This is a genomic window from Arthrobacter koreensis (assembly GCF_035792275.1).
GTDB classification, from domain to species: domain Bacteria; phylum Actinomycetota; class Actinomycetes; order Actinomycetales; family Micrococcaceae; genus Arthrobacter_B; species Arthrobacter_B koreensis_A.
Window position 1 is genome coordinate 260,230 of the sequence record NZ_JAMWKK010000005.1, and the last position, 20,592, is coordinate 280,821.

21 protein-coding genes are annotated in these 20,592 nt (G+C 66.3%); 10 read left to right on the top strand and 11 right to left on the bottom strand.

What is annotated here, in order from left to right; translation table 11 throughout:
* Positions 1-20 precede the first annotated feature (20 nt).
* The 3 genes from scpB to NGB94_RS07555 are packed head-to-tail and all read right to left on the bottom strand — an operon-like array spanning position 21 to position 2,410.
* The gene (gene scpB, locus NGB94_RS07545) at positions 21-677 is read right to left on the bottom strand and encodes an SMC-Scp complex subunit ScpB (RefSeq protein WP_325789994.1); all 657 of its coding nucleotides are present in this window, start codon (positions 675-677) and stop codon (positions 21-23) included.
* Positions 646-1,533: a segregation and condensation protein A gene (locus tag NGB94_RS07550; protein WP_325789995.1), complete on the bottom strand. Its 888-nt coding sequence runs from the start codon at positions 1,531-1,533 to the stop codon at positions 646-648. The genes scpB and NGB94_RS07550 overlap by 32 nt, the downstream gene beginning before the upstream one ends.
* Positions 1,511-2,410, bottom strand: coding sequence for a ParA family protein (locus tag NGB94_RS07555; protein WP_055241876.1), 900 nt, complete (start codon positions 2,408-2,410; stop codon positions 1,511-1,513). Before NGB94_RS07555 ends, NGB94_RS07550 begins: the two co-directional genes overlap by 23 nt.
* A 347-nt stretch (positions 2,411-2,757) precedes the next feature.
* Between NGB94_RS07555 and NGB94_RS07560 the strand changes: the two genes are divergently transcribed.
* Positions 2,758-4,248 carry a sodium:solute symporter gene (locus NGB94_RS07560; protein ID WP_325790028.1) on the top strand — a complete coding sequence of 497 codons (1,491 nt, stop codon included), beginning with the start codon at positions 2,758-2,760 and terminating at the stop codon, positions 4,246-4,248.
* A gap of 73 nt (positions 4,249-4,321) precedes the next feature.
* Here the strand turns inward: NGB94_RS07560 and NGB94_RS07565 are convergent, their stop codons facing one another.
* Entirely contained in the window at positions 4,322-5,722 is a 1,401-nt protein-coding gene (locus NGB94_RS07565; protein WP_325789996.1) for a cation:dicarboxylate symporter family transporter, read from the bottom strand.
* A 198-nt stretch (positions 5,723-5,920) separates the two neighbouring features.
* On the opposite strand from NGB94_RS07565, the gene NGB94_RS07570 reads away from it, so the two are divergent.
* Positions 5,921-7,579 (top strand): sensor histidine kinase, encoded by a 1,659-nt coding sequence (locus NGB94_RS07570; RefSeq protein ID WP_325789997.1) that lies wholly within the window; start codon positions 5,921-5,923, stop codon positions 7,577-7,579.
* A complete protein-coding gene (locus NGB94_RS07575) occupies positions 7,576-8,271 on the top strand; it encodes a response regulator (RefSeq protein ID WP_325789998.1) in 696 nt (231 codons plus the stop codon). Before NGB94_RS07570 ends, NGB94_RS07575 begins: the two co-directional genes overlap by 4 nt.
* On the opposite strand, the gene NGB94_RS07580 is transcribed toward NGB94_RS07575, so the two are convergent.
* Positions 8,268-10,178, bottom strand: a complete 1,911-nt coding sequence (locus tag NGB94_RS07580; RefSeq protein WP_325789999.1) for an AMP-binding protein — start codon at positions 10,176-10,178, stop codon at positions 8,268-8,270. The genes NGB94_RS07575 and NGB94_RS07580 overlap by 4 nt on opposite strands.
* Positions 10,179-10,392: 214 nt before the next feature.
* Here NGB94_RS07580 and NGB94_RS07585 point away from each other — a divergent pair, with 214 nt between their 5' ends.
* The 4 genes from NGB94_RS07585 to NGB94_RS07600 all read left to right on the top strand — a co-directional run bounded on the left by NGB94_RS07585 (position 10,393) and on the right by NGB94_RS07600 (position 14,721).
* On the top strand, positions 10,393-11,040 hold the full coding sequence (locus NGB94_RS07585; RefSeq protein WP_325790000.1) for a GntR family transcriptional regulator: 648 nt from the start codon (positions 10,393-10,395) through the stop codon (positions 11,038-11,040).
* A gap of 26 nt (positions 11,041-11,066) precedes the next feature.
* Complete coding sequence (locus tag NGB94_RS07590) at positions 11,067-12,584, top strand: MmgE/PrpD family protein (RefSeq protein WP_325790001.1); 1,518 nt, start codon at positions 11,067-11,069, stop codon at positions 12,582-12,584.
* Entirely contained in the window at positions 12,585-13,499 is a 915-nt protein-coding gene (gene prpB, locus NGB94_RS07595; protein WP_325790002.1) for a methylisocitrate lyase, read from the top strand.
* Positions 13,500-13,584: 85 nt separating this feature from the next.
* Complete coding sequence (locus NGB94_RS07600) at positions 13,585-14,721, top strand: bifunctional 2-methylcitrate synthase/citrate synthase (RefSeq protein WP_325790003.1); 1,137 nt, start codon at positions 13,585-13,587, stop codon at positions 14,719-14,721.
* Positions 14,722-14,787: 66 nt separating this feature from the next.
* Here NGB94_RS07600 and NGB94_RS07605 read toward each other — a convergent pair whose 3' ends face one another.
* Entirely contained in the window at positions 14,788-15,006 is a 219-nt protein-coding gene (locus NGB94_RS07605) for a hypothetical protein (protein WP_325790031.1), read from the bottom strand.
* 23 nt (positions 15,007-15,029) lie between these two features.
* Here NGB94_RS07605 and NGB94_RS07610 point away from each other — a divergent pair, with 23 nt between their 5' ends.
* Positions 15,030-15,245 carry a hypothetical protein gene (locus NGB94_RS07610; RefSeq protein WP_325790029.1) on the top strand — a complete coding sequence of 72 codons (216 nt, stop codon included), beginning with the start codon at positions 15,030-15,032 and terminating at the stop codon, positions 15,243-15,245.
* Here the strand turns inward: NGB94_RS07610 and NGB94_RS07615 are convergent.
* Positions 15,190-15,501, bottom strand: coding sequence for a rhodanese-like domain-containing protein (locus NGB94_RS07615; RefSeq protein ID WP_325790030.1), 312 nt, complete (start codon positions 15,499-15,501; stop codon positions 15,190-15,192). The genes NGB94_RS07610 and NGB94_RS07615 overlap by 56 nt on opposite strands.
* Positions 15,502-15,590: 89 nt before the next feature.
* Here NGB94_RS07615 and trxA point away from each other — a divergent pair, with 89 nt between their 5' ends.
* Together trxA and NGB94_RS07625 are read left to right on the top strand one after the other, a co-directional pair.
* A complete protein-coding gene (gene trxA / locus NGB94_RS07620) occupies positions 15,591-15,953 on the top strand; it encodes a thioredoxin (RefSeq protein ID WP_325790004.1) in 363 nt (120 codons plus the stop codon).
* A gap of 23 nt (positions 15,954-15,976) precedes the next feature.
* Positions 15,977-16,546 (top strand): hypothetical protein, encoded by a 570-nt coding sequence (locus NGB94_RS07625; RefSeq protein WP_325790005.1) that lies wholly within the window; start codon positions 15,977-15,979, stop codon positions 16,544-16,546.
* A gap of 13 nt (positions 16,547-16,559) precedes the next feature.
* On the opposite strand, the gene NGB94_RS07630 is transcribed toward NGB94_RS07625, so the two are convergent.
* The 4 genes from NGB94_RS07630 to NGB94_RS07645 all read right to left on the bottom strand — a co-directional run bounded on the left by NGB94_RS07630 (position 16,560) and on the right by NGB94_RS07645 (position 20,584).
* Positions 16,560-17,066, bottom strand: a complete 507-nt coding sequence (locus NGB94_RS07630) for an 8-oxo-dGTP diphosphatase (RefSeq protein ID WP_325790006.1) — start codon at positions 17,064-17,066, stop codon at positions 16,560-16,562.
* On the bottom strand, positions 17,063-17,956 hold the full coding sequence (xerD, locus tag NGB94_RS07635; RefSeq protein ID WP_418910622.1) for a site-specific tyrosine recombinase XerD: 894 nt from the start codon (positions 17,954-17,956) through the stop codon (positions 17,063-17,065). The genes NGB94_RS07630 and xerD overlap by 4 nt, the downstream gene beginning before the upstream one ends.
* A 260-nt stretch (positions 17,957-18,216) precedes the next feature.
* Positions 18,217-18,885, bottom strand: coding sequence for an NUDIX hydrolase (locus NGB94_RS07640; RefSeq protein ID WP_325790008.1), 669 nt, complete (start codon positions 18,883-18,885; stop codon positions 18,217-18,219).
* Positions 18,886-18,889: 4 nt separating this feature from the next.
* Positions 18,890-20,584: a CTP synthase gene (locus NGB94_RS07645; RefSeq protein ID WP_325790009.1), complete on the bottom strand. Its 1,695-nt coding sequence runs from the start codon at positions 20,582-20,584 to the stop codon at positions 18,890-18,892.
* Between the last annotated feature and the right edge of the window lie 8 nt (positions 20,585-20,592).

Here is a 20,592-nt window from a genome sequence, read left to right on the forward strand (position 1 = left end):
AAGTCCTTCGGGTGTAGCGGTTAGTAAGTAGTTTCTTCAAATTCCGGGAGGTTTTCCAGCCCGGGCAAGTGCGGTGCAATCTCCGGCAGTTCCTCTACGCTGCCCAGCCCCAGCTTTTCCAGGAAAAGCGGAGTCGTCACGTAGAGCAGTGAACCGGTTTCGGGTTCGGTGCCGGCTTCCGCCACCAGGCCCCGCTGGATCAGCGTGCGGACCACGGAGTCGACGTTGACTCCACGGATGGCCGAAATGCGTCCGCGGGAGATCGGCTGCCGGTAGGCAACCACTGCCAGGGTTTCCAGCGCTGCCTGGGAAAGCCGGGCGCTCTGCCCCTCAAGCACGAACTGCCCGACTACGTCGGCAAAGGCGGGGCGGGAGTAGATTCGCCAGCCGCCGGCAACTTCCCGGAGCTCGAAACCGCGCGGTTCAACGGCGCGCAGCCCGTCAGGTCCATCCCCAGTATAGCCGTCATACTCCCGGCGCAGATCGTCCAGCAGCTTTGCGGCGGCCGCGGTGCTGATGCCGAGCGCCCCGGCAAGGCCGGCAGCGCTGACCGGCTCGCTGGCGACCATCAGCACAGCCTCGGCGGCAGCACGGATTCCGCCCGGACGGTTCTCCACCCCGGCACCGTCCCGCGCGGAGGGGTCTTCAGTGCCCTGGTTCGATAGCTGCGGCTGCATCGGACTCCTCGTCGGCGTCGTATTCTTCGGTGAGGTTTTGGGCGGACCAGCCCTCGGTGCCGGCACCGGTCCAGGTGATTTTCAGCTCGCCCAGCGGCTCAGGCTGCTCAAAGGCGAGCACACCGTCCCGGAACATTTCCAGCAGGGCAAGGAAACGGCCGACGATTTCGAGCGGCGTTGCGTTCCGGGCAAGCTCCAGGAAGGTGAGCGGGCTGCTGTCCCTCAGCATGCCGCTGATAATCCGGGCCTGTTCACGGACACTGACCCGCGGCGCGTGCAGGTGGGCCAGGCCCACCTCCGTGGGCGGTCCCGGTTTGGGTTCAAGCGCCTTTTGGGCCAGCCGGCCAAACTCTTCGGCGCTGGTGCGCCAGATGAGTTCAGGCAGCATGGCTGCCAGATGGGGTTCCAGGGCGGTGTCGCGCGGGAAGCGCAGGCTTTCCTCCTCCAAGCGGCTGCCCATCAGGGAAGCCACCTGCTTGAAGGCGCGGTACTGGAGCAGCCGGGCGAAGAGCAGGTCCCGTGCTTCAAGGAGCGCAATGTCGTCGTCGTCTTCAACATCCCCGGCCGGAAGCAGGCGTGCCGCCTTCAGGTCCAGGAGGGTGGCGGCGATGACCAGGAACTCGCTGGCTTCGTCCAGCGCCCAGCCCTGTCCGGAGGCCGTCAGGGCGCGGATGTAGGCGATGAATTCATCGGTGACCGTGGCCAGGGCGATTTCGGTGATGTCCAGCTCATGCTTGGTGATTAGCCCGAGCAGCACGTCAAACGGCCCGCGGAAGTTCTCCAGCCGGACCTCAAATCCGGTGCCGCCGGCCTCGGATGTGTCCCCAGCGAGGCTAGGGTGCGCCGCCGCGGGCAATCAGTTCCTTGGCGAGACGTCGGTAGGACTCCGCACCGGCGTGGTTGCCGGCGTAGGAGGTGATGGGTTCGGCGGCCACGGTGGCATCGGCGAACTTGATGGTGCGCTTGATGACCGTTTCGAAGACCTTGTCCCCGAATGCCTCCACCAGGCGGCCGATGACCTCGCGGCTGTGCAGGGTCCGGGCGTCGTACATCGTGGCCAGCACGCCGTCTACCTGCAGTCCCGGGTTCAGGCGGTCCTGGACCTTCTCGATGGTCTCTACCAGCAGAGCGACGGCGCGCAGGGCGAAGAATTCGCAGATCAGCGGAATGATCACGCCGTGCGCGGCGGTGAGCGCGTTGACGGTCAGCAGGCCAAGGGACGGCTGGCAGTCGATGAGAATGACGTCGTAGTCGTCCGACACGCGGCGCAGCGCCCGCTCCAGCACCTGCTCGCGGGCCACTTCGTTGACCAGCTGCACTTCGGCGGCGGAGAGATCGATATTTGCCGGCAGCAGGTCGATGTTCTCGACGTGGGTTTCCTGGATGGCGTCGCGGATATCCACCTTGCGGTCCATCAGCACGTTGTAGACGGTGACGTCCAGCTCATGCGGATTCGTGCCCAGGCCGGCGGAAAGGGCGCCCTGCGGGTCGAAGTCCACCAGCAGCACCTTGCGGCCGGCTTCCGCCAGCGCGGCCCCGAGGTTGATGGTCGACGTCGTTTTGCCGACCCCGCCCTTCTGGTTAACCATGGCGATGATGCGGGCCGGGCCGTGGGAAGTCAGGACCGGCGGCTCGGGGAACTCAGTCAGCGGACGGCCGGTAGGGCCCATGGCTTCATCGGCTGCGCCCTGCGTTGCGTCCTGCAGAGTTGTGGAACTCTGTTCGCTGCTCACGTATAAATCCACGCTTCCGTCTCTAGCTGTCCTGCCGGCTGTCCTTTCCAAGGTTACAACTGTGCAACACGGATACCGCGAATCCGGTGCCGTAACGCCTGCGAGCCTTGACGCTCAACCTTAGGTCGAACGTTGCCCGGACTCCCCTGCCGGCGGCCTTTATGCAGAATGACTTTCGGCGAAACCATTGACGCATTTTCGGATCGGCGGTTAGCGTCTAGGTAAACAGATGTTGACTGTGAGGCAATATTTGGACGGACGTCCATGTCAAACCCCAGTCCCGCCAACTGACAGGACCAAATGTGGAATACCTAAACGCCGCGATAGTCGTGGCCTATCTCGTGGGCATGCTTGCCTTCGGCTGGTGGGGGAAATCCCGCACCAGGAATGAAAGCGATTATCTGGTGGCCGGAAGGCGCCTCGGACCCCTCTTCTATACGGGCACCATGGCGGCCGTTGTCCTGGGCGGTGCCTCCACTGTGGGCGGCGTTGGCCTGGGCTACCAGTACGGCGTCTCCGGGATGTGGCTCGTGGTCGCGATCGGCGCCGGGGTCCTGCTGCTGAGCCTGCTGTTTGCCTCCAAGCTGCAGAAGCTGAAGATCTACACCGTCTCCCAGATGCTCTCCCTGCGCTACGGCGCCGGCTCCACCCGGATGTCCTCGGTAGTGATGCTGGCATACACCCTGATGCTCTGTGCCACGTCTACGGGCGCCTACGCCACCATCTTCGTAGTGCTCTTTGGCTGGGAGCGGTGGCTGGCAATCGCCGTGGGCGGCGCCGTCGTACTCATCTACTCCACGATCGGCGGCATGTGGTCCATCACCCTGGCGGACATGGCGCAGTTCATCATCAAGACCATCGGCGTTTTCGCCCTGATGCTGCCCTTCACCTTCGCCAACGCCGGCGGCATCGACGGAATCCGCGAACGGGTGGACGCTGAATTCTTCAGCATCACGGGCATCGGCGCGCAGAGCATCATTACGTACTTCGTGGTCTACACGCTCGGCCTCCTGATCGGCCAGGACATCTGGCAGCGCGTCTTCACCGCCCGCACCCCGCTGATCGCCCGCTGGGGCGGTACCGCGGCAGGCATCTACTGCATCCTCTACGGTGTTGCCGGAGCCCTGATCGGCATGGCCGCTTCCGTGGTCCTGCCGAGCATCGAGTCCAAGGACGACGTCTACGCCGACGTCGCCATGAATATCCTGCCCGTGGGCCTTGGCGGACTGGTCCTTGCAGCTGCCGTCGCCGCGATGATGTCCACCGCCTCCGGCTCCCTCATCGCCGCCGCCACGGTGGCGCGCACCGACGTCGTCCCCTACGTCCGCAGCTGGTTCGGCGCTTCGAAGACTCCCGAATCCCCCGCAGCCACCAGCGGCAACCCGGAGCACGACGTCGCCCGCAGCCAGGCCTGGGTCCTGGGCCTGGGCGTTGTGACCATCCTGCTGGCCATCGTGGTCCAGGACGTGGTCGCGGCCCTGACGATCGCCTACGACATCCTGGTTGGCGGGCTGCTGGTAGCCATCCTCGGCGGACTGTTCTGGAAGCGGGGCACCGGCTTCGGCGCCGCCGCCTCCATGGTCGCGGGCACGGTGGCAACGCTGTCAACCATGATCTACCTGGAGCTCACCGGAGACGCACCCTATGACGGCGTGTATGCCAACGAGCCGATCTACTTCGGCCTCATCGCCTCCGCGGCGGTGTACCTGGTGGTCTCGCTGCTGACACCGCGGACAGACCCTGCCGTCATGTCCGCCTGGGAGGACCGCCTGGCAGGCCGCAGCGGCCAGGAAGCCCCGGAAGCAGACCGGAACGTGCCGGAGTCCTCGCGCGCCTAGCCGGAACAGAAAAGAACGCTCCCGCGGACTTCGCGGGAGCGTTCTTTTCTGTGTGCGCTGTGTTCGGTGAAGCCTAGACGCGGCCGCCGGCGGACGGAACAGCGCGTTCCACGTCTTCGGACTCAGCCGTGGGTTCCGGCTCCCCGGAACCGGCGTCCACGTTCATGCTGGCTTCGTCGAACGGCAGCTCCTTGTCCAGGACCCGGCGGACCTGATCCTTGTCAATCTCCTTGGTCCACGTGCCGATCAGGACGGTGGCAACGGCGTTGCCGGTGAAGTTGGTCAGGGCACGGGCTTCGGACATGAAGCGGTCGATGCCCACGATCAGGCCAACACCCTCGATCAGGTCCGGACGGTGGGACTGCAGGCCGCCGGCCAGGGTCGCAAGGCCGGCGCCGGTAACACCGGCAGCACCCTTGGACGCGATGATCATGAAGACCAGCAGGGAGATCTGCTCACCGAGTTCCAGCGGCTTGCCCATGGCGGAGGCTACGAACAGCGCGGCCATGGTCAGGTAGATGGCGGTGCCGTCCAGGTTGAACGAGTAGCCGGTGGGTACGGTGACACCGACAACCGGCTTGGATACGCCCAGGTGTTCCATCTTGGCGATCAGCCGCGGCAGTGCGACCTCGGAGGATGAGGTGGAGAAAATCAGCAGGTACTCCCGGCCCAGGTACCGCATCAGCTTGAAGATGTTGAAGCCGGTCACGATCTTCATGAGGCCGCCCAGGATGACGGCAATGAACAGCACACAGGTCAGGTAGAACGCGATCATCAGCGTGGCCATGCTGACGATGGCCTGCACGCCGGTTTCGCCCACGACTGCGGCGATGGCACCGAAGGCGCCGATCGGAGCCAGCCACATGATCATCATCAGGATGCGGAAGACCAGCACCTGGATGTAGCCGATGCCCTTGAGGATCGGAGCGCCGCCCTTGCCCATCTTCTGCAGCGCGAAACCGACGAGCAGCGCCACGAAGAGGGTCTGCAGGATCGACTCACCGGTCAGCGAGGCCAGCAGTGTGGTGGGAATGATGCCCAGCAGGAATGCAGTGGTTCCGCCGTCCTCTTCCGGGGCAGCCGGTGCCGCGGCACCGGAGGACTGCAGGTCGAGGCCCTCGCCGGGATGGATGAAGTTGCCCACCACCAGGCCAATGGCCAGGGCGAAGGTGGACATCACAATGAAGTAGCCCAGCGCCAGTCCGCCGACCTTGCCCACCGTTGCGGCCTTGGCAATGGATCCGATGCCCAGCACGATGGTGCAGAAAATCACCGGCGCGATCATCATCTTGATGAGCCCGATGAAGGCGGTGCCGAGCGGCTTCATCGACTTGCCCACCTCGGGTGCCACAAGCCCGATGACGGCGCCAAGCACCACAGCGGCAATCACGGCTATGTAGAGGACGTGGGTCCGATCCTTCTTTTTGGCTTTGACCGGTGGCTGTTCGCCGCCGGGTATGGTGGCAGAGGCCATCGCATGCTCCTAGCTTCGTTGATAGCTGGGCCCCGGCGGCGAAAGCGCGGACGGAACCGGAAGTAATCCGGATACATCCTCCCCGCGCAATGTGACGGTGGTCACTGTTGTGTTCATACTGTTCACGGACGTCTCCGGCATCCGCCCGCCGGCTGCCGGACTAAACCAACCCGCGCGGTGCCGCGCCGAAGGAGTTCCTTGCGCAAGTGGAGCCTGGCCAGCCGGCTGCTCATTGGCCAGCTGGCGTTCATCCTGTGCCTGTCCGCCGGGCTGTCCTGGGCGCTGTACGTCCAGGCCGAGCAGCACAGCTACGACGAAACCGCAGACCGGATGCTCTCCGTAGCGGAAACAATCGCGGCGGACCCGTTTGTGCTGGACGCTGTCACCGGGGAGGACCCCAGCGGCACCCTGCAGCCCTACGCCGCCGAGGTGATGCAGTCGGCGCACGTCGACTTCCTCACGATCATGGCTCCGGACCGGACACGTTTTACGCACCGTTCCGAGTCCCAGATCGGCAAGCCCTACGTCGGTTCCGTGGACCAGGCACTTGCCGGGAACTCCTTTACGGAGGTGTACACGGGCACCCTGGGCCCGTCAGTCCGCGCTATCGTCCCGGTGCAGGATGAGGCCGGGGAGATCCGGGCGCTGGTCGCAGCCGGCCTGACCGTTGACCGGGTGGGGATCATCCGCGATGCGGAGCTTCCGGGCCTGTTCATCATCACCATTGCGGCCCTGGCCTGGGGAAGCCTTGCGTCGCTGCTGCTCAGCCGGTACCTGCGGCGGACCACGCAGGACCGCCGCCCCGATGAGCTGGCCGACCTTTTTGCCTTCCACGATGCGGCCCTGCACTCCCTGCGGGAGGGGCTGCTGCTGATCAACAACGACGGCGCCCTGGTCCTCTACAACGACCAGGCCGCCGAGCTGCTGGGGCTGCCAAAAGGTGCAGCCGGTCCGGCGGACGTCCGCGGGCTGGGACTGCCCGGCACCCTTTCCGATCTGCTGCACAGCGGGCGTACCGCCGTCGACGAATTCCACTTCACCGAACAGCGCATCCTGGTCATCAACCAGTCCCCTGCCGTGGCCGCCGGTCCGGCGGGCGGGAGCCGCGGCAGGAAGACCGGCGGCCCCAAGCGGCTGGGAACGGTCACCACGCTGCGTGACCACACCGAGGTGGAGGCACTGACCGGACAGCTGCAGTCCATGCGCACCCTCACCGATGCACTTCAGGCACAGGCCCACGAACACGCCAACCGCCTGCATACCGTCGTCTCATTGATCGAACTTGACCGCCCCGCGGAGGCGCTGGAGTTCGCCACCCGGGACCTGGTGCAGTCCCAGCAGCTGGCAGACGACGTCGTCGGGGCCGTTGGCGAACCTGCGCTGGCCGCACTGCTGGCCGGGAAGAAGGCCCAGGCCCGGGAGCGCGGGATCGCCCTGGACCTGCGGCTCGAAGCGGTGACCGAAGACGGCTCCGGCCCCGCCCTGCTGGATTCCGGTGAACTCGTGACCATCGTTGGGAACCTCGTTGACAACGCCCTGGATGCGGTCCAGGGGCTGCCCGATCCCAGGGTTACCGTGCATCTGTCGGTGGAGGACGACGGCGTACGCCGCGGTTTCAGGCTCTGCGTCCAGGACAGCGGTCCGGGGATCCCGGCGGAATCGCAGGACCGGATATTTGAGCAGGGTTACAGCACCAAGGAAGCCGCACTGCCCGGGGCCGGGCGCGGAATCGGACTCGCCCTGGTGAACCAGGCGGTGCTCCGGCTCGGCGGAACCCTGCGGCTGGACCATGCCGCGGAGACCGGCGGGGCCCGGTTCACCGTACTGCTGCCGCTGCCCGAAGGAGCCCGACCGTGAGCGCCGCCCGCCGGATCAGCGTCCTCGTCGTGGAGGACGAGCCCGTCGTGGCGGAAGCACACGCGGAGTACGTACGCCGCACCGAGGGCTTCGTCCTGGCCGGCGTCGCCCATACCGCAGCACAGGCACTGGGGTTCCTGCAGGGGCCCGGGCCGGAGGTGGACCTGGTGCTGCTGGACATGAACCTGCCGGACCTGCACGGGCTGGATCTGCTGCGCCGCATCCGCGGAGCGGGAATCCCCGCCGACGTCATCGCCATCACTGCGGTGCGTGAGCTGCCGGTGGTGCGCCAGGCAATGTCTGCGGGGATCGCCCAGTACCTGATCAAGCCGTTCACCTTTGCGGCCTTCAGCACCAAACTCGCGGCTTACCGCGAGTTCCACGCCAATCTGGCAGGACAGGGTGCATCCGCAACCCAGTCCGAGGTCGACCGCGCGCTGGCTGCCCTGCGCCCGGCCGTCCCCGCGGTGCTGCCCAAGGGACTGTCTCCGGAAACGCTGGAAGCGGTCTCGGAGACCCTGAAACAGGCCGGAGCGCCCATGTCTGCCTCGGAGGTCTCCGCTGCGCTGTCCATGTCCCGCATCACCGTGCGGCGCTACTTGGAACACCTCACCGCCCAGCGCACCGTCCTCCGGTCCCCGCGCTACGGCTCCCCCGGCCGGCCGGAGCTCGAGTACGCCTGGCGTCGCTAGGAAGTTGCCGGACGCAGCAGCGGCATCAGGTCATCGAGCACCGAGCGGTCCTCAATCGTTGACGGCACGGTGAAGTCGTCGCCGTCGGCAATCTGGCGCATGGTCTTGCGCAGGATCTTTCCTGAACGCGTCTTGGGCAGCGCCTCCACCACCCGGACTTCACGAAAGTCAGCCACCGGGCCGATCCGGGTGCGCACCAGGTCCGCGAGCGCAGCCTGGATTTCCTCCTCGGCAGTCTCGGAACCCGCCTTGAGCACCACGTACCCGCAGGGCCGCTGGCCCTTGAGGCTGTCCTTCACCCCGATGACCGCGCATTCGGCGACGGCGGGGTGTGAGGCCACGACCTGTTCGATTGCTCCGGTGGAAAGCCGGTGCCCTGCCACATTGATGACATCGTCAGTCCTCCCCATGACGAACACATAACCGTCTTCATCCACATACCCCGAGTCACCCGTGGCATAGCTGCCCTCGAACGCTTCAAGGTAGGAGGCGCGGTAGCGGTCGTCGCTGCCCCACAGCGTCGCCAGGGTGCCCGGCGGGAGAGGCAGGTCCAGGACAATGTTCCCCTCGGTCCCGGGAGACACCTCTGCCCCCGCGCCGTCGACTATCCGGACGCGGAAACCCGGCACCGGGAACGTCGGCGATCCCGCTTTCAGCGGCTGCGCCTCCAGCCCCATTGGATTGGCACAGATAGCCCATCCGGTTTCGGTCTGCCACCAGTGATCCACCACCGGAATGCCCAGCGACTCCGAGGCCCACCGGTAGGTCTCGGGGTCCAGCCGCTCCCCCGCCGCAAACAGGGTCCGGAGCCGGGAGAGGTCGTAGCCTTCCGTAAGCACCGCCTCCGGATCGGCACGCCGGATCGCCCGCAGCGCCGTCGGAGCGGTGAACAGCACGTCGACACCGTGTTCAGCGGCCACCCGCCAGAAGGCTCCGGCGTCGGGAGTTCCTACCGGTTTGCCTTCATAGAGGACCGTGGCAGCGCCGGCGATAAGCGGCCCGTACACGATGTAGGAATGCCCCACCACCCAGCCGACGTCGGAGGCCGTCCACATCGTCTGGCCGGGACCAACGTCGTATATGCCGGCCATGGACCAGGCCAGGGCGACTGCGTGTCCGCCGTTGTCCCGCACCACGCCCTTGGGTGAACCCGTGGTCCCGGAGGTATAGAGGATGTAGAGGGGGTCAGTGGCGGCTACGCTGACCGGTCCCTGCGGCTGCGCCGTGGAGGCCAGTTCCGCCCAGTCCAGCCAGGCGGTTCCGCCGGTACCGTTGAACTCCGCTGCCGTGTGGTCAAACCCCTCCCGGTTTGCGACGACGACGGCGCGGACCGGGTGCGCTGCTTCCTCCAGTGCCTGTGCAACGGCGGGCAGGTACTCGACCCGCCGCTTGGGTTCCAGGCCGCCGCTGGCAGTCACCACCACGTCCGGGCGTGCGTCGTCGATCCGTGCAGCCAGTTCGGTGGCGGCAAACCCGCCGAACACCACGGAATGCACCGCACCCAGCCGGGCGCAGGCCAGCATGGCGATTACTGCCTCCGGGATCATCGGCAGGTAGATCACCACCCGGTCCCCGGCACGGATGCCCTGTGCATGGAGGACGCCGGCAAAGTTCTCCACCTCGGCCAGCAGCTCCGCGAAGGTGTACGTTCGGCTGAGCCCCAGCATTGCTGAGTCATACACCAGCGCCGTGTCTCCACCCCTGCCGGCAAGGACATGCCGGTCCAGGGCGTTGTAGCTGGTGTTCATCGCTCCGTCGGGGAACCAGCGGTACAACGGGGCAGCGGAGCCATCCAGTGCCTTGCGGGGAGTAACGTCCCAGTCCACGAGCTCGGCTGCCTTGAGCCAGAACGCTTCCGGGTCCGTGACGCTCGCGGCATAGGTTTCGGCGTAGCCGGCAGTTCCCATGAATCCTCCTTGATTCGCGGCTGGATGACCTGGACGCAGTGTGCTGGGGCGCAACGGTGCGTACCGGCCATCGTAGGGGACGAACACGGCCGTGAGAACCCCATCCGTGTATACAGAACCTCGCAGATACTCCGGGAAATAGGAGATCTGCTTCACGATCCCGCGTTCTGTGTATACACTGAGGCGAGCAACAGAGATCGTGGAGAGGGCTACCATGCGGGCCAGCGACAAGGCCTACGCCATGCTGCGGGAGGACATCGTCGAGTGGCGCCTGCCCCCGGGAACCGTGCTTGGCGAAGTCGAGCAGTCCCAGCGGCTGGGCGTTTCCCGCACACCCCTGCGCGAAGCCCTCGCCCGGCTCACCGCGGACGGTCTCGCCGCACCGCACAACGGGCGCGGCGTCGTCGTTACCCCCATTTCCCCGGAAACCGTCGGGGCCCTCTTCGAACTGCGGCAGGCACTTGAGTGCCAGGCGGCTTCCCTCGCTGCTGTCCGGGGCCGGCCCGAAACCTTCCGGGCACTGCGGGCCGACTTTGAAGCCGCTGCAGCCCGGCTCGATGCCGATCCCGGCGAAGATCCCGCCCGGCGCGGGTACTACGCCCTCGTGGCACGGCTCGATGCCGGGATCGATGAAGCTGCGGCCAACCCCTACCTCGCCCAGGCCCTCGTGAATGTCCGCCTTCATCTGGCCCGCGTACGGCGCCTTGCCAAGGACAATCCGGCGAGGCTGCGGGAAACCGCTGGCGAGCATGCCACCATTGCCGCAGCCATTGCCGCCGGTGACCCGGCCCTGGCTGCCGCTGCCACCAGGGTCCACCTGCACAAGAGCCTTGAACACTTCACCACCGTCAACCACCCCTGAGCTGAACCACCCGAGAGGACCGCGCCTTGAAAACGCATAACGTACGTGTATACCGCAGTGAGGAAAACCTGCCCCGCGAGGAACAGCTGGCCTGGAAGATCGCCGCTGTAGCCGCCGACCCCGTGGATGTCACCGCCGACGTCGCTGACATGGTCATCAACCGCATTATCGACAACGCCTCGGTGGCCGTGGCGTCCCTGAACCGCGGTCCGATCGTTGCCGCGCGGGCACAGGCGCTCTCGTTCACGCCGTCCTCCGGCGGCTCCGGCGCTTCCGTCTTCGGAGTGCAGGAGAAGACCTCCCCCGAGTGGGCCGCCTGGGCCAACGGCGTGGCCGTGCGTGAACTGGACTACCACGACACCTTCCTGGCCGCCGAGTACTCCCACCCGGGTGACAACATTCCCCCGATCCTCGCGGCGGCGCAGCACACCGGTGCTTCCGGGGCAGACCTGCTCCGCGGCATCGCCACCGGCTACGAAATCCAGGTGGACCTGGCCAAGGCAATCTGCCTGCACAAGCACAAGATCGACCACGTCGCGCACCTCGGCCCGTCCGCAGCCGCCGGCATCGGCACCCTGCTGGGCCTGGATACCGAAACCATCTTCCAGGCCGTCGGCCAGGCGCTTCACACCACCACCGCCACGCGGCAGTCCCGAAAGGGCGAAATCTCCACCTGGAAGGCGCACGCACCCGCGTTCGCCGGCAAGATGGCCGTGGAGGCCGTGGACCGTGCCATGCGCGGGCAGACCTCTCCCACCCCCATCTATGAAGGCGAAGACGGCGTGATTGCCTGGCTGCTGGACGGGCCCGACGCCGCCTACTCAGTACCGCTGCCGGCGCCGGGTGAAGCGAAGCGCGCCATCCTGGACACCTACACCAAGGAACATTCCGCCGAGTACCAGGCCCAGGCGTGGATCGACCTGGCCCGGAAGATCCACCGGGAGCACCCCGAAGCCGCAGACCCGGCCAACGTCGTCTCGGTGCTGATCTCCACGTCGCACCACACCCACTACGTGATCGGCTCCGGCGCCAACGACCCGCAGAAGTACGATCCCACGGCCTCGCGTGAAACCCTGGACCACTCCATTCCGTACATCTTCACCGTCGCCCTGCAGGACGGCGCCTGGCACCACGTGGACTCCTACGCCCCGGAGCGTGCAGGCCGTCCGGACACCGTGGAACTGTGGCACAAGGTCACCACCGTGGAGGATCCGGAATGGACCCGCCGTTACCACTCCATCGACATCGCCGAGAAGGCCTTCGGCGGGCGCGTGGACATCACGCTGGCCGACGGCACCGTGATCACCGACGAGATAGCCGTCGCGGATGCCCATCCGCTGGGGGCCCGGCCATTCGTCCGCGCCGACTACATCAACAAGTTCCGCACGCTTGCCGCGGGCCTGGTATCGGAAGAGGAAATGGACCGTTTCATCGCGGCTGCCGAACGCCTGCCCGAACTCGCTGCCGGGGAACTTGGCCAGCTCAACATCACCGCCGCAGCCGGCGTCATCGACCCCGCTGCCGCACCGAAGGGACTGTTCTAAATGCTGTACTCCTCCACTACCCCCGAGCAGAAGCGCATCGCGATGCGCGAGGGCCTGGCCTCCGGCACCCTGCAGCAGTACCCGGGCGCATTCAACCCGCTCTCCGCCCGGCTGATTGAAGAAAAGGGCTTCAACGGCGTCTATATCTCCGGAGCTGTGCTGGCCAATGACCTCGGCCTGCCGGACATCGGGCTGACCACACTCACCGAGGTTGCCACCCGCGCCGGCCAGATCGCCCGGATGACCGACCTGCCGGCCATCGTCGACGCCGACACCGGCTTCGGCGAACCGATGAACGTGGCGCGCACCATCCAGGAACTTGAAAACGCCGGCCTGGCCGGCTGCCACATCGAGGACCAGTTCAACCCCAAGCGCTGCGGACACCTGGACGGCAAGAACGTGGTGGACCTGGACACCGCCACCAAGCGGATCCGCGCAGCCGCCGACGCCCGCAGGGATCCGAACTTCCTGATCATGGCCCGGACCGACATCCGCGCCGTGGAGGGCCTGGAAGCCGCCCAGGACCGGGCCCGCGCCCTGGTCGAGGCCGGCGCTGACGCGATCTTCCCCGAAGCCATGAAGACGGTGGAGGAATTCGCCGCCATCCGTGCCGCCGTCGACGTCCCGATCCTGGCCAACATGACCGAGTTCGGCAAGAGCGAGCTGTTCACCTATGACCAGCTTGCTGCCGCGGGCGTGAACATGGTCATTTACCCGGTGACCCTGCTCCGCAGTGCCATGGGTGCTGCCGAGCGGACGCTGGAGACCATCAAGGCCGACGGCACGCAGGCCGCCAGCGTTCCCAGCATGCTCACACGTGCACGCCTGTACGATCTGGTGGATTATGAGGCGTACAACCGCTTCGATACCTCGGTATTCAACTTCCAGGTCCCCGGCACCCCGGCGTCGGCCTGACCTGGCCGTCTCCGCTTCGGCACACGCACAAAAGAAGGCACCGCCCCACCCCGAATCTGCGCATCACGACGAAGGAGTCCCAGACATGACCGACACCACGATTCACAAGGGCCTGGCCGGAGTGCTGGTGGACACCACCCGCATCTCCAAGGTCAACCCGGAAACCAACTCACTGCTCTACCGCGGCTACCCCGTCCAGGAGCTTGCCGCCAGGTGCTCGTTCGAGGAAGTTGCCTACCTGCTCTGGAACGGGGAGCTGCCCACAGCTGATGAACTCGCTGAGTTTACCGGCGCCGAACGGTCGCAGCGGGCGCTCACCCCGGAGCTGAAAGCAGTAATCGACGCCCTGCCGGTCACCTGTCATCCGATGGACGTCTGCCGCACGGCAGCGTCTGTTCTGGGCGCCCAGCATGAGGCCGCCCACGACTCCAGTGCCGAGGCCAACCTTGCGAAGTCCGTGAGCCTCTTCGCTGCCATGCCTGCTGTCGTTGCCTACGACCAGCGTCGGCGGCGCGGACAGGAACTGGTGGAACCCAGGGAAGACCTGGGCTACTCCGCGAACTTCCTCTGGATGACCTTTGGTGAGGAAGCCGCGCCGGAGGTCGTGGACGCGTTCAACGTGTCGATGATCCTTTACGCCGAGCACTCCTTCAACGCGTCCACGTTTACGGCACGGGTCATCACCTCCACGCTGGCCGACCTGCATTCGGCCGTGACCGGCGCCATCGGCGCCCTGAAAGGGCCGCTGCACGGCGGTGCCAACGAGGCAGTGATGCACACGTTCGAAGAGATCACCGCAGCCACCGCGGAGGACGCCGAGTCCGCCGCCTACGCCGCGGCCTGGCTGGATGAAGCACTGGCGGAGAAGAAGAAGATCATGGGCTTCGGCCACAGGGTCTACAAGAACGGTGACTCCCGCGTTCCCACCATGAAGGCCTCCCTGGACGCCATGATCAAGCATTATGACCGTCCGGACCTTGGCGAGCTGTACACGGCACTGGAGACGGCCATGGCGGAGCGGAAGAACATCCTGCCAAACCTGGACTATCCGGCCGGGCCGGTTTACCACCTGATGGGCTTTGACACGCCCACCTTCACGCCGCTGTTCGTCGCAGCGCGGATCACCGGCTGGACGGCGCACATCATGGAGCAGCTGGAAGCCAACTCGCTGATCCGGCCGCTGAGCGAATACAACGGTCCGGAAGAGCGGCACCTGGCCTAACACGCCGCTTTCGGAACAGATAAATGCCCGCCGCAGGTTCCTCCTGCGGCGGGCATTCGTCTTTGCCTAGGAGATCCGGGGACCGGGTTTCCCCGCGGCTGGACCGGGGGAACCGACCCGGGCGAAGAGTTTGCCGGAGACCTCCTGCTGGGCCAGCCTGCGCAGCGCCAGCAGAACCGGCTCGATCAGGACAGTGCCCAGGACGACGTACCGCATGGCTTCTGCCGGGGAGTCGAGGGGTACGCCGTGGACTTCGCGGGACGCGACGCCGTGACCGCAGGGCACGGAAAGCGCCCGGCGCCGTCGGCATTTGGCACGAAACGTTCGTGGCGGACCAGGCCGAGTCGATGTACGTCGGCATGCCTGTCACCGGGCTCGCTGCGGCGACCGGGATCCGCGAAGTTCCCGCGGGCAGCCGTGCCGCCGGGAGGCTCGCTGCGGACGCCGGTGCGGGACAGGACACCCGCCCTACTCCGCGGCCGGCCGAAACGTTACCGGATACCCCGCCCGGTACCACTCGGTAATCCCGCCCATAACGTTGACCGCCTCATAGCCGCGCTCTGCCAGCAGTTTTACGGCCTTCATGCTGCGGCCGCCGGAGCCGCACAGGACGTATACCGGGCGGCCTGACGGAACTTCCCCGAGCCGCCCGGCGAGCTGTGACAGGGGAAGGTTGAGGCTGCCCGGGATGCTCGCCTCCAAAAACTCCTCCGCCTCCCGGACATCGAGCAGGGCAGCATCCCGCACTGCCGCAAGGTCTTCCACCCACACACTGCGCATCACGCTGCACAACCTTTCCTTTCCTGCGTCGGAGGCAAGACGCCCCGGAGCCTTTGTCAAGCATACCCCCTGGGGTATATCCTCGGAATATGGCTTCCATCAATATCACCGAGAAGAACTTCACTGAAACCATCGAGGGCAACGGCATCGTGCTCGTCGACTTCTGGGCCGCCTGGTGCGGCCCGTGCCGGATGTTCGCGCCGGTCTTCGAGAAGGCGGCAGCCCAGCATCCGGAGGTTGTCTTTGCCAAGGTCGATACCGAAGCGGAGCAGGGACTCTCCAGGGCTGCCGGCATCACCTCCATCCCCACCCTGATGGCTTTCCGGGACGGAATCCTGGTGTTCTCCCAGGCCGGGGCGATGAACGCAGCAGGCCTGGAACAGCTCATTACCGCCGTCAAGGACCTGGACATGGACGATGTGCGCGCCAAGGTGGCAGCACAGGCGTCCTAGCGGCCGCAGGAGAGGGAAACGCCGTGACGTGTGAAAGCAGGGAAGAACAAGCCGCCAGCCGGGAGAACACCGGTCCGGGCCGCCGCAGCCGCGGCACTGCCGTGCTGCGGCAGCTTCGCTCATGGCCGCTGCGGCGTATGGTTTACGCCGGCGCGGCAACGGCCGGTGCGGCTGCCGTGCTCCTGAGCACGGACGGGATCCTGAACCCGGCATTGTGGTGGAATGCGGTGTTTGCCGCCGTTGGATCAGTCCTGGCCGGACTGCTCATCGGCAGCTACTTCCGGGCGCCCGCCGGCGCTGCGGCTACGCTCTGCGATACCCGGTGGCCGCTGCTTGGCCTGCTCGGACTCGCCTCCGCGGCCGCCGGCGCGGAAGGGCCGGCGGGCTACTTCTTCGCGGGAGTCTCCCCGGCCCTCCTGAACGGCGTGATTGCACCCGTGCTGGCCCTGCTTTCGCTGGCACTTTTGGCCTGGGCGCTGTTCTCGCGGCTCAAACTAGAGCGGCGGGCACTGGCTCCGGAGGCCGAACCCGCGTTGGCGTGCACCACGTGCCGTCCGCTTTTCCCGTCGCAAACGGGCACCGGAAGCTCATAGCCCTGCCGGCCGCTCAGGTGGAAGAGAAGACCACGCTGGCCACGCACTCATTGTCCGGCGCCAGCGTGATGACCGCGGCGAAATAGTCGCCGCCGAGCACGCGGGGCAGCCAGTGCGCGGAGTCCTCCCACATGTGAGGGTACGGAACAGAGTCGGCGGGGTACCAGGCGGGATCGATTTCCGACGACGGCGCGGGCTCCCCCAGCCAGTTCCAGCTCCGGTACACCACGGTGGACATGTCCCATTCGGGCCTGGCCGGGAAAACGAACTCGATGGTTCCCGCCGGCTCCAGGTCTGCTTCTGCGACGGTGACGCCGGATTCTTCGAAAACTTCGCGTACGGCGGCCTGTTCGGGGGTCTCCCCCGGCTCGACGTGTCCGCCGAGGGTCACGATGCGGCCGATGCCGAAGCCGGTCTTCTTCAGGCCGAGCAGGACTTCCTGCCCGCCGGCGCCGGTTTCGCGCATAAGGAAACACAGCACCACCGGAGTGGCACGCGGCTGCCTGGCTGCCGGGTTCACAGTGCCCGCGGATGGGCCGCGGCGTAAACCTCGCGCAGCGTATCGGCGGTGACCAGCGTGTAGACCTGCGTGGTGGTCACGGAGGCGTGGCCAAGGAGTTCCTGGACAACGCGCACGTCGGCGCCGCCTTCGAGCAGGTGCGTGGCAAAGGAGTGCCGCAGGGTGTGCGGGGAGACGTCCCGGTCGATTTTGGCCCGTTCTGCAGCGGACTTGAGGATCGTCCAGGCGCTCTGGCGGCTCAGCCGGCCTCCGCGTGCATTGAGGAACAGCGCCGGGGTCCCCTTGCCCGTGGCGGCGGCGGCGGGCCGGCCGCGTACGAGGTATTCATCCAGTGCCCGCGCCGCGTAGGAACCCAGCGGCACCAGGCGTTCCTTGGAGCCTTTGCCGAACAGCCGGACGACGTCGGGTCCGTTGGCCGGGATGCGCTCCAGGGAAAGGTCGTCGATGTCCAGTCCCACGGCTTCGCTGATGCGGGCACCGGTTGAGTAGAGGAACTCCAGCAGTGCCCGGTCGCGCAGCCCGGTGGGGGTATCCAGCGGAACGGCTTCAAGGATGCGGGTTACTTCATCCACGCTGATCGCCTTGGGCAGGCGTTTGCCGGGCAGCGGAGGGTGGACGTCGCACGCGGGATCCTGCTCGGTCAGTCCTTCCAGTGCCCAGAACTTGTGCAGCCCGCGCACGGCCACGATAGTCCGGGCAGCCGAACGCACGCTCAAGGCCGCGGCGCCGTCGGACCCCTCGGCGATGGACCGGGCAAAGGCGGTGACATCGTGGCGGGTGATGTCCGTAATCGCAGTGCGGCCGGAAGCGTCCAGGAAGCGGGCGTAGCGCAGCAGGTCACGCCGGTAGGCGTCCACGGTATTGCGGGCCAGTCCGCGCTCGACGGCCATGTGCTGCAGATAGGCGGCGATCGCACGGCCAACCGCGGTGGAGCGCAGTTCATCCTCTGCTGACCGGGAACTGCGGGCTGCCGGCGCGGATTTCTTCTCCGGCGACTGCGCTGCCTGCTCGAGGTCGGCGCGGCTGAGGACCAGCGTGGGGTTCAGCTGGGCGGAGAGGTCCAGCTCAATGGTGTCATTGTGCCGGGGAACGGACGGGGCGCCGTCCGTTCCGGTGCCGGCTGGGGGAACGTTTGACGGCATTGGGTCCCCTATCGGACGGAACCGTTGGGCCAGGCGTGATGCTCTGAGTGGTGTTCCGGCCACGGCGCGTCGCCCGGACGCAGGCCGGCGTAGCCGGTGCTGCGCGCCGCAGCGGCTGCCAGGACTGCCGCAGCAGCCGAGGGGCTGTGCATCCGGCCTTCCAGGACTGCCGTAACGGCGTCGTCCAGATCCACCCACAGCATCTTGATTTCGGCTTCCTCGTGGAAACGTTCATGGCGCTCTGCCTCAGGAACATCATGCAGTCCCCGTGCCAGGTAGATGCGCAGCTCTTCGCGCGAGGAGCCGGGGGAAAGGAACAGGTCGGTCAGGACGTTCCAGTCCTCAGCGACCAGGTCCGCTTCCTCAGCCAGCTCACGAACGGCGGCGGTGAGGTAGTCCTCGCCTTCGACGTCCAGGAGGCCGGCCGGGATTTCCCACAGCGTCATCCGCACCGGATGCCGGTACTGGTTGATGAGCAGGATCTGGCCCTGCTCGTTCATGGCCAGGATAGCCACGGCACCGGGGTGCCGGATGAAGTCGCGGACCAGGGGCTCGCCGTCGTCGGTCAGGGTGAACTTTTCGCTCACCACGTCCCAAATGGGACCGCTGTAGGCTACGGATGATTCCAGCAGCCGTCGCGGACTCTGTTCGTCGGCGAACCCCCGGTCTTCGCTCATTGCCTTACGCCTCCGCGCCCTGGTGGGCCAGTGCGGCCTTGATCAGGCCGGCGAACAGCGGGTGAGGGCGGGTGGGCCGCGAGCTCAGTTCCGGATGCGCCTGGGTGGAGACGTAGTACGGGTGTACTTCTTCGGGCAGTTCAACGAACTCCACCAGCTGGCCGTCCGGGGACGTGCCGGAGAAGACCAGGCCGGCTTCGGCGATCTGCTCACGGTAGGCGTTGTTCACCTCGTAGCGGTGGCGGTGGCGTTCGGCGACGGCGGTCTTGCCGTAGGTCTTGGCCACAACCGAGCCCTCGTCGAGCTTGGCGTCCCAGAGACCCAGGCGCATGGTGCCACCCATGTCGCCCTGGCCTGCAACGATATCCTTCTGCTCGGCCATGGTCGCAATAACCGGGTACTTGGTGTCCGGCTCGAACTCGCTCGAGGATGCGCCTTCCAGGCCAACCACGTTGCGGGCGTATTCGATGACCATGCTCTGCAGGCCAAGGCACAGGCCAAGGGTCGGCATCTTGTTCTCGCGGGCGAACTTCAGCGCGCCCAGCTTGCCTTCGAGGCCGCGGATGCCGAAGCCGCCGGGGACGCAGATGGCGTCCACGCCGTCGAGCGCCTTGCGGGCACCCTCTTCGGTAGCGCAGTCATCGGAGGGGACCCAGCGGATCTTGACCTTGGTGTTGTTGGCGAAGCCGCCGGCACGCAGGGCCTCGGTCACCGACAGGTAGGCGTCCGGCAGGTCGATGTACTTGCCAACCAGTGCCACCTCAAGGTGGTGCTTCGGGTTGTGGACGGCCTCGAGCAGGCGGTCCCACTTGGTCCAGTCGACATCCTTGAACTTCAGTCCCAGGTGCTGGACGATGTACGCGTCCAGGTTCTGGGAGTGCAGGGTCTTGGGGATGTCGTAGATGCTCGGAGCGTCCGGGCAGCCGATAACGGCATCGACGTCCACGTCGCACATGCGGCCGATCTTGTCCCGCATGGAGTCCGGCACGGGCCGGTCGGAGCGGATGACGATCGCGTCCGGCTGGATGCCGATGGAACGCAGGGCTGCCACCGAGTGCTGGGTCGGCTTGGTCTTCAGTTCCTGGGACGGGCCGATGTACGGCACCAGGGAAACATGCAGGAAGAAGACGTTGTTGCGCCCTACGTCCTGGCGGACCTGGCGGGCCGCTTCGAGGAACGGCTGGGACTCGATGTCGCCGACAGTGCCGCCGATTTCGGTGATGATGACGTCCGGAGCCTTCTTCGCCTCGGAGGGCAGGCGCATCCGGCGCTTGATCTCGTCGGTGATGTGGGGAATGACCTGGACGGTGTCACCGAGGTATTCGCCGCGGCGTTCCTTGGCGATGACGGTGGAGTACACCTGGCCGGTGGTCACGTTGGCGGACCCGTCGAGGCTCTCATCGAGGAAGCGCTCATAGTGGCCGATGTCGAGGTCGGTCTCGGCGCCGTCGTCGGTCACGAAGACTTCACCGTGCTGGAAGGGGTTCATTGTGCCCGGATCCACATTCAAGTAGGGATCGAGCTTCTGCATGGTCACCGAGAGGCCGCGTGCCCGAAGCAGGTGGCCGAGGCTGGAAGCCGTCAGTCCCTTACCGAGGGAAGAAGCCACACCGCCGGTGACGAAGATGTGTTTGGTCGTAGAAGACGACTTGGGAAACCTTGAATTTGATCGCTGCACCACGGAATTCGAGCCTATCACCTTTTGTT

Excerpts from the sequence above, each read along its gene's own strand:
- scpB (WP_325789994.1), bottom strand. The coding sequence starts at position 677 with ATGCAGCCGCAGCTATCGAACCAGGGCACTGAAGACCCCTCCGCGCGG.
- NGB94_RS07560 (WP_325790028.1), top strand. The coding sequence starts at position 2,758 with ATGCTTGCCTTCGGCTGGTGGGGGAAATCCCGCACCAGGAATGAAAGC.
- NGB94_RS07565 (WP_325789996.1), bottom strand. The coding sequence starts at position 5,722 with ATGGCCTCTGCCACCATACCCGGCGGCGAACAGCCACCGGTCAAAGCC.
- NGB94_RS07580 (WP_325789999.1), bottom strand. The coding sequence starts at position 10,178 with ATGGGAACTGCCGGCTACGCCGAAACCTATGCCGCGAGCGTCACGGAC.
- NGB94_RS07585 (WP_325790000.1), top strand. The coding sequence starts at position 10,393 with ATGCGGGCCAGCGACAAGGCCTACGCCATGCTGCGGGAGGACATCGTC.
- prpB (WP_325790002.1), top strand. The coding sequence starts at position 12,585 with ATGCTGTACTCCTCCACTACCCCCGAGCAGAAGCGCATCGCGATGCGC.
- NGB94_RS07600 (WP_325790003.1), top strand. The coding sequence starts at position 13,585 with ATGACCGACACCACGATTCACAAGGGCCTGGCCGGAGTGCTGGTGGAC.
- NGB94_RS07615 (WP_325790030.1), bottom strand. The coding sequence starts at position 15,501 with ATGCGCAGTGTGTGGGTGGAAGACCTTGCGGCAGTGCGGGATGCTGCC.
- trxA (WP_325790004.1), top strand. The coding sequence starts at position 15,591 with ATGGCTTCCATCAATATCACCGAGAAGAACTTCACTGAAACCATCGAG.
- xerD (WP_418910622.1), bottom strand. The coding sequence starts at position 17,956 with ATGGCCGTCGAGCGCGGACTGGCCCGCAATACCGTGGACGCCTACCGG.
- NGB94_RS07640 (WP_325790008.1), bottom strand. The coding sequence starts at position 18,885 with ATGAGCGAAGACCGGGGGTTCGCCGACGAACAGAGTCCGCGACGGCTG.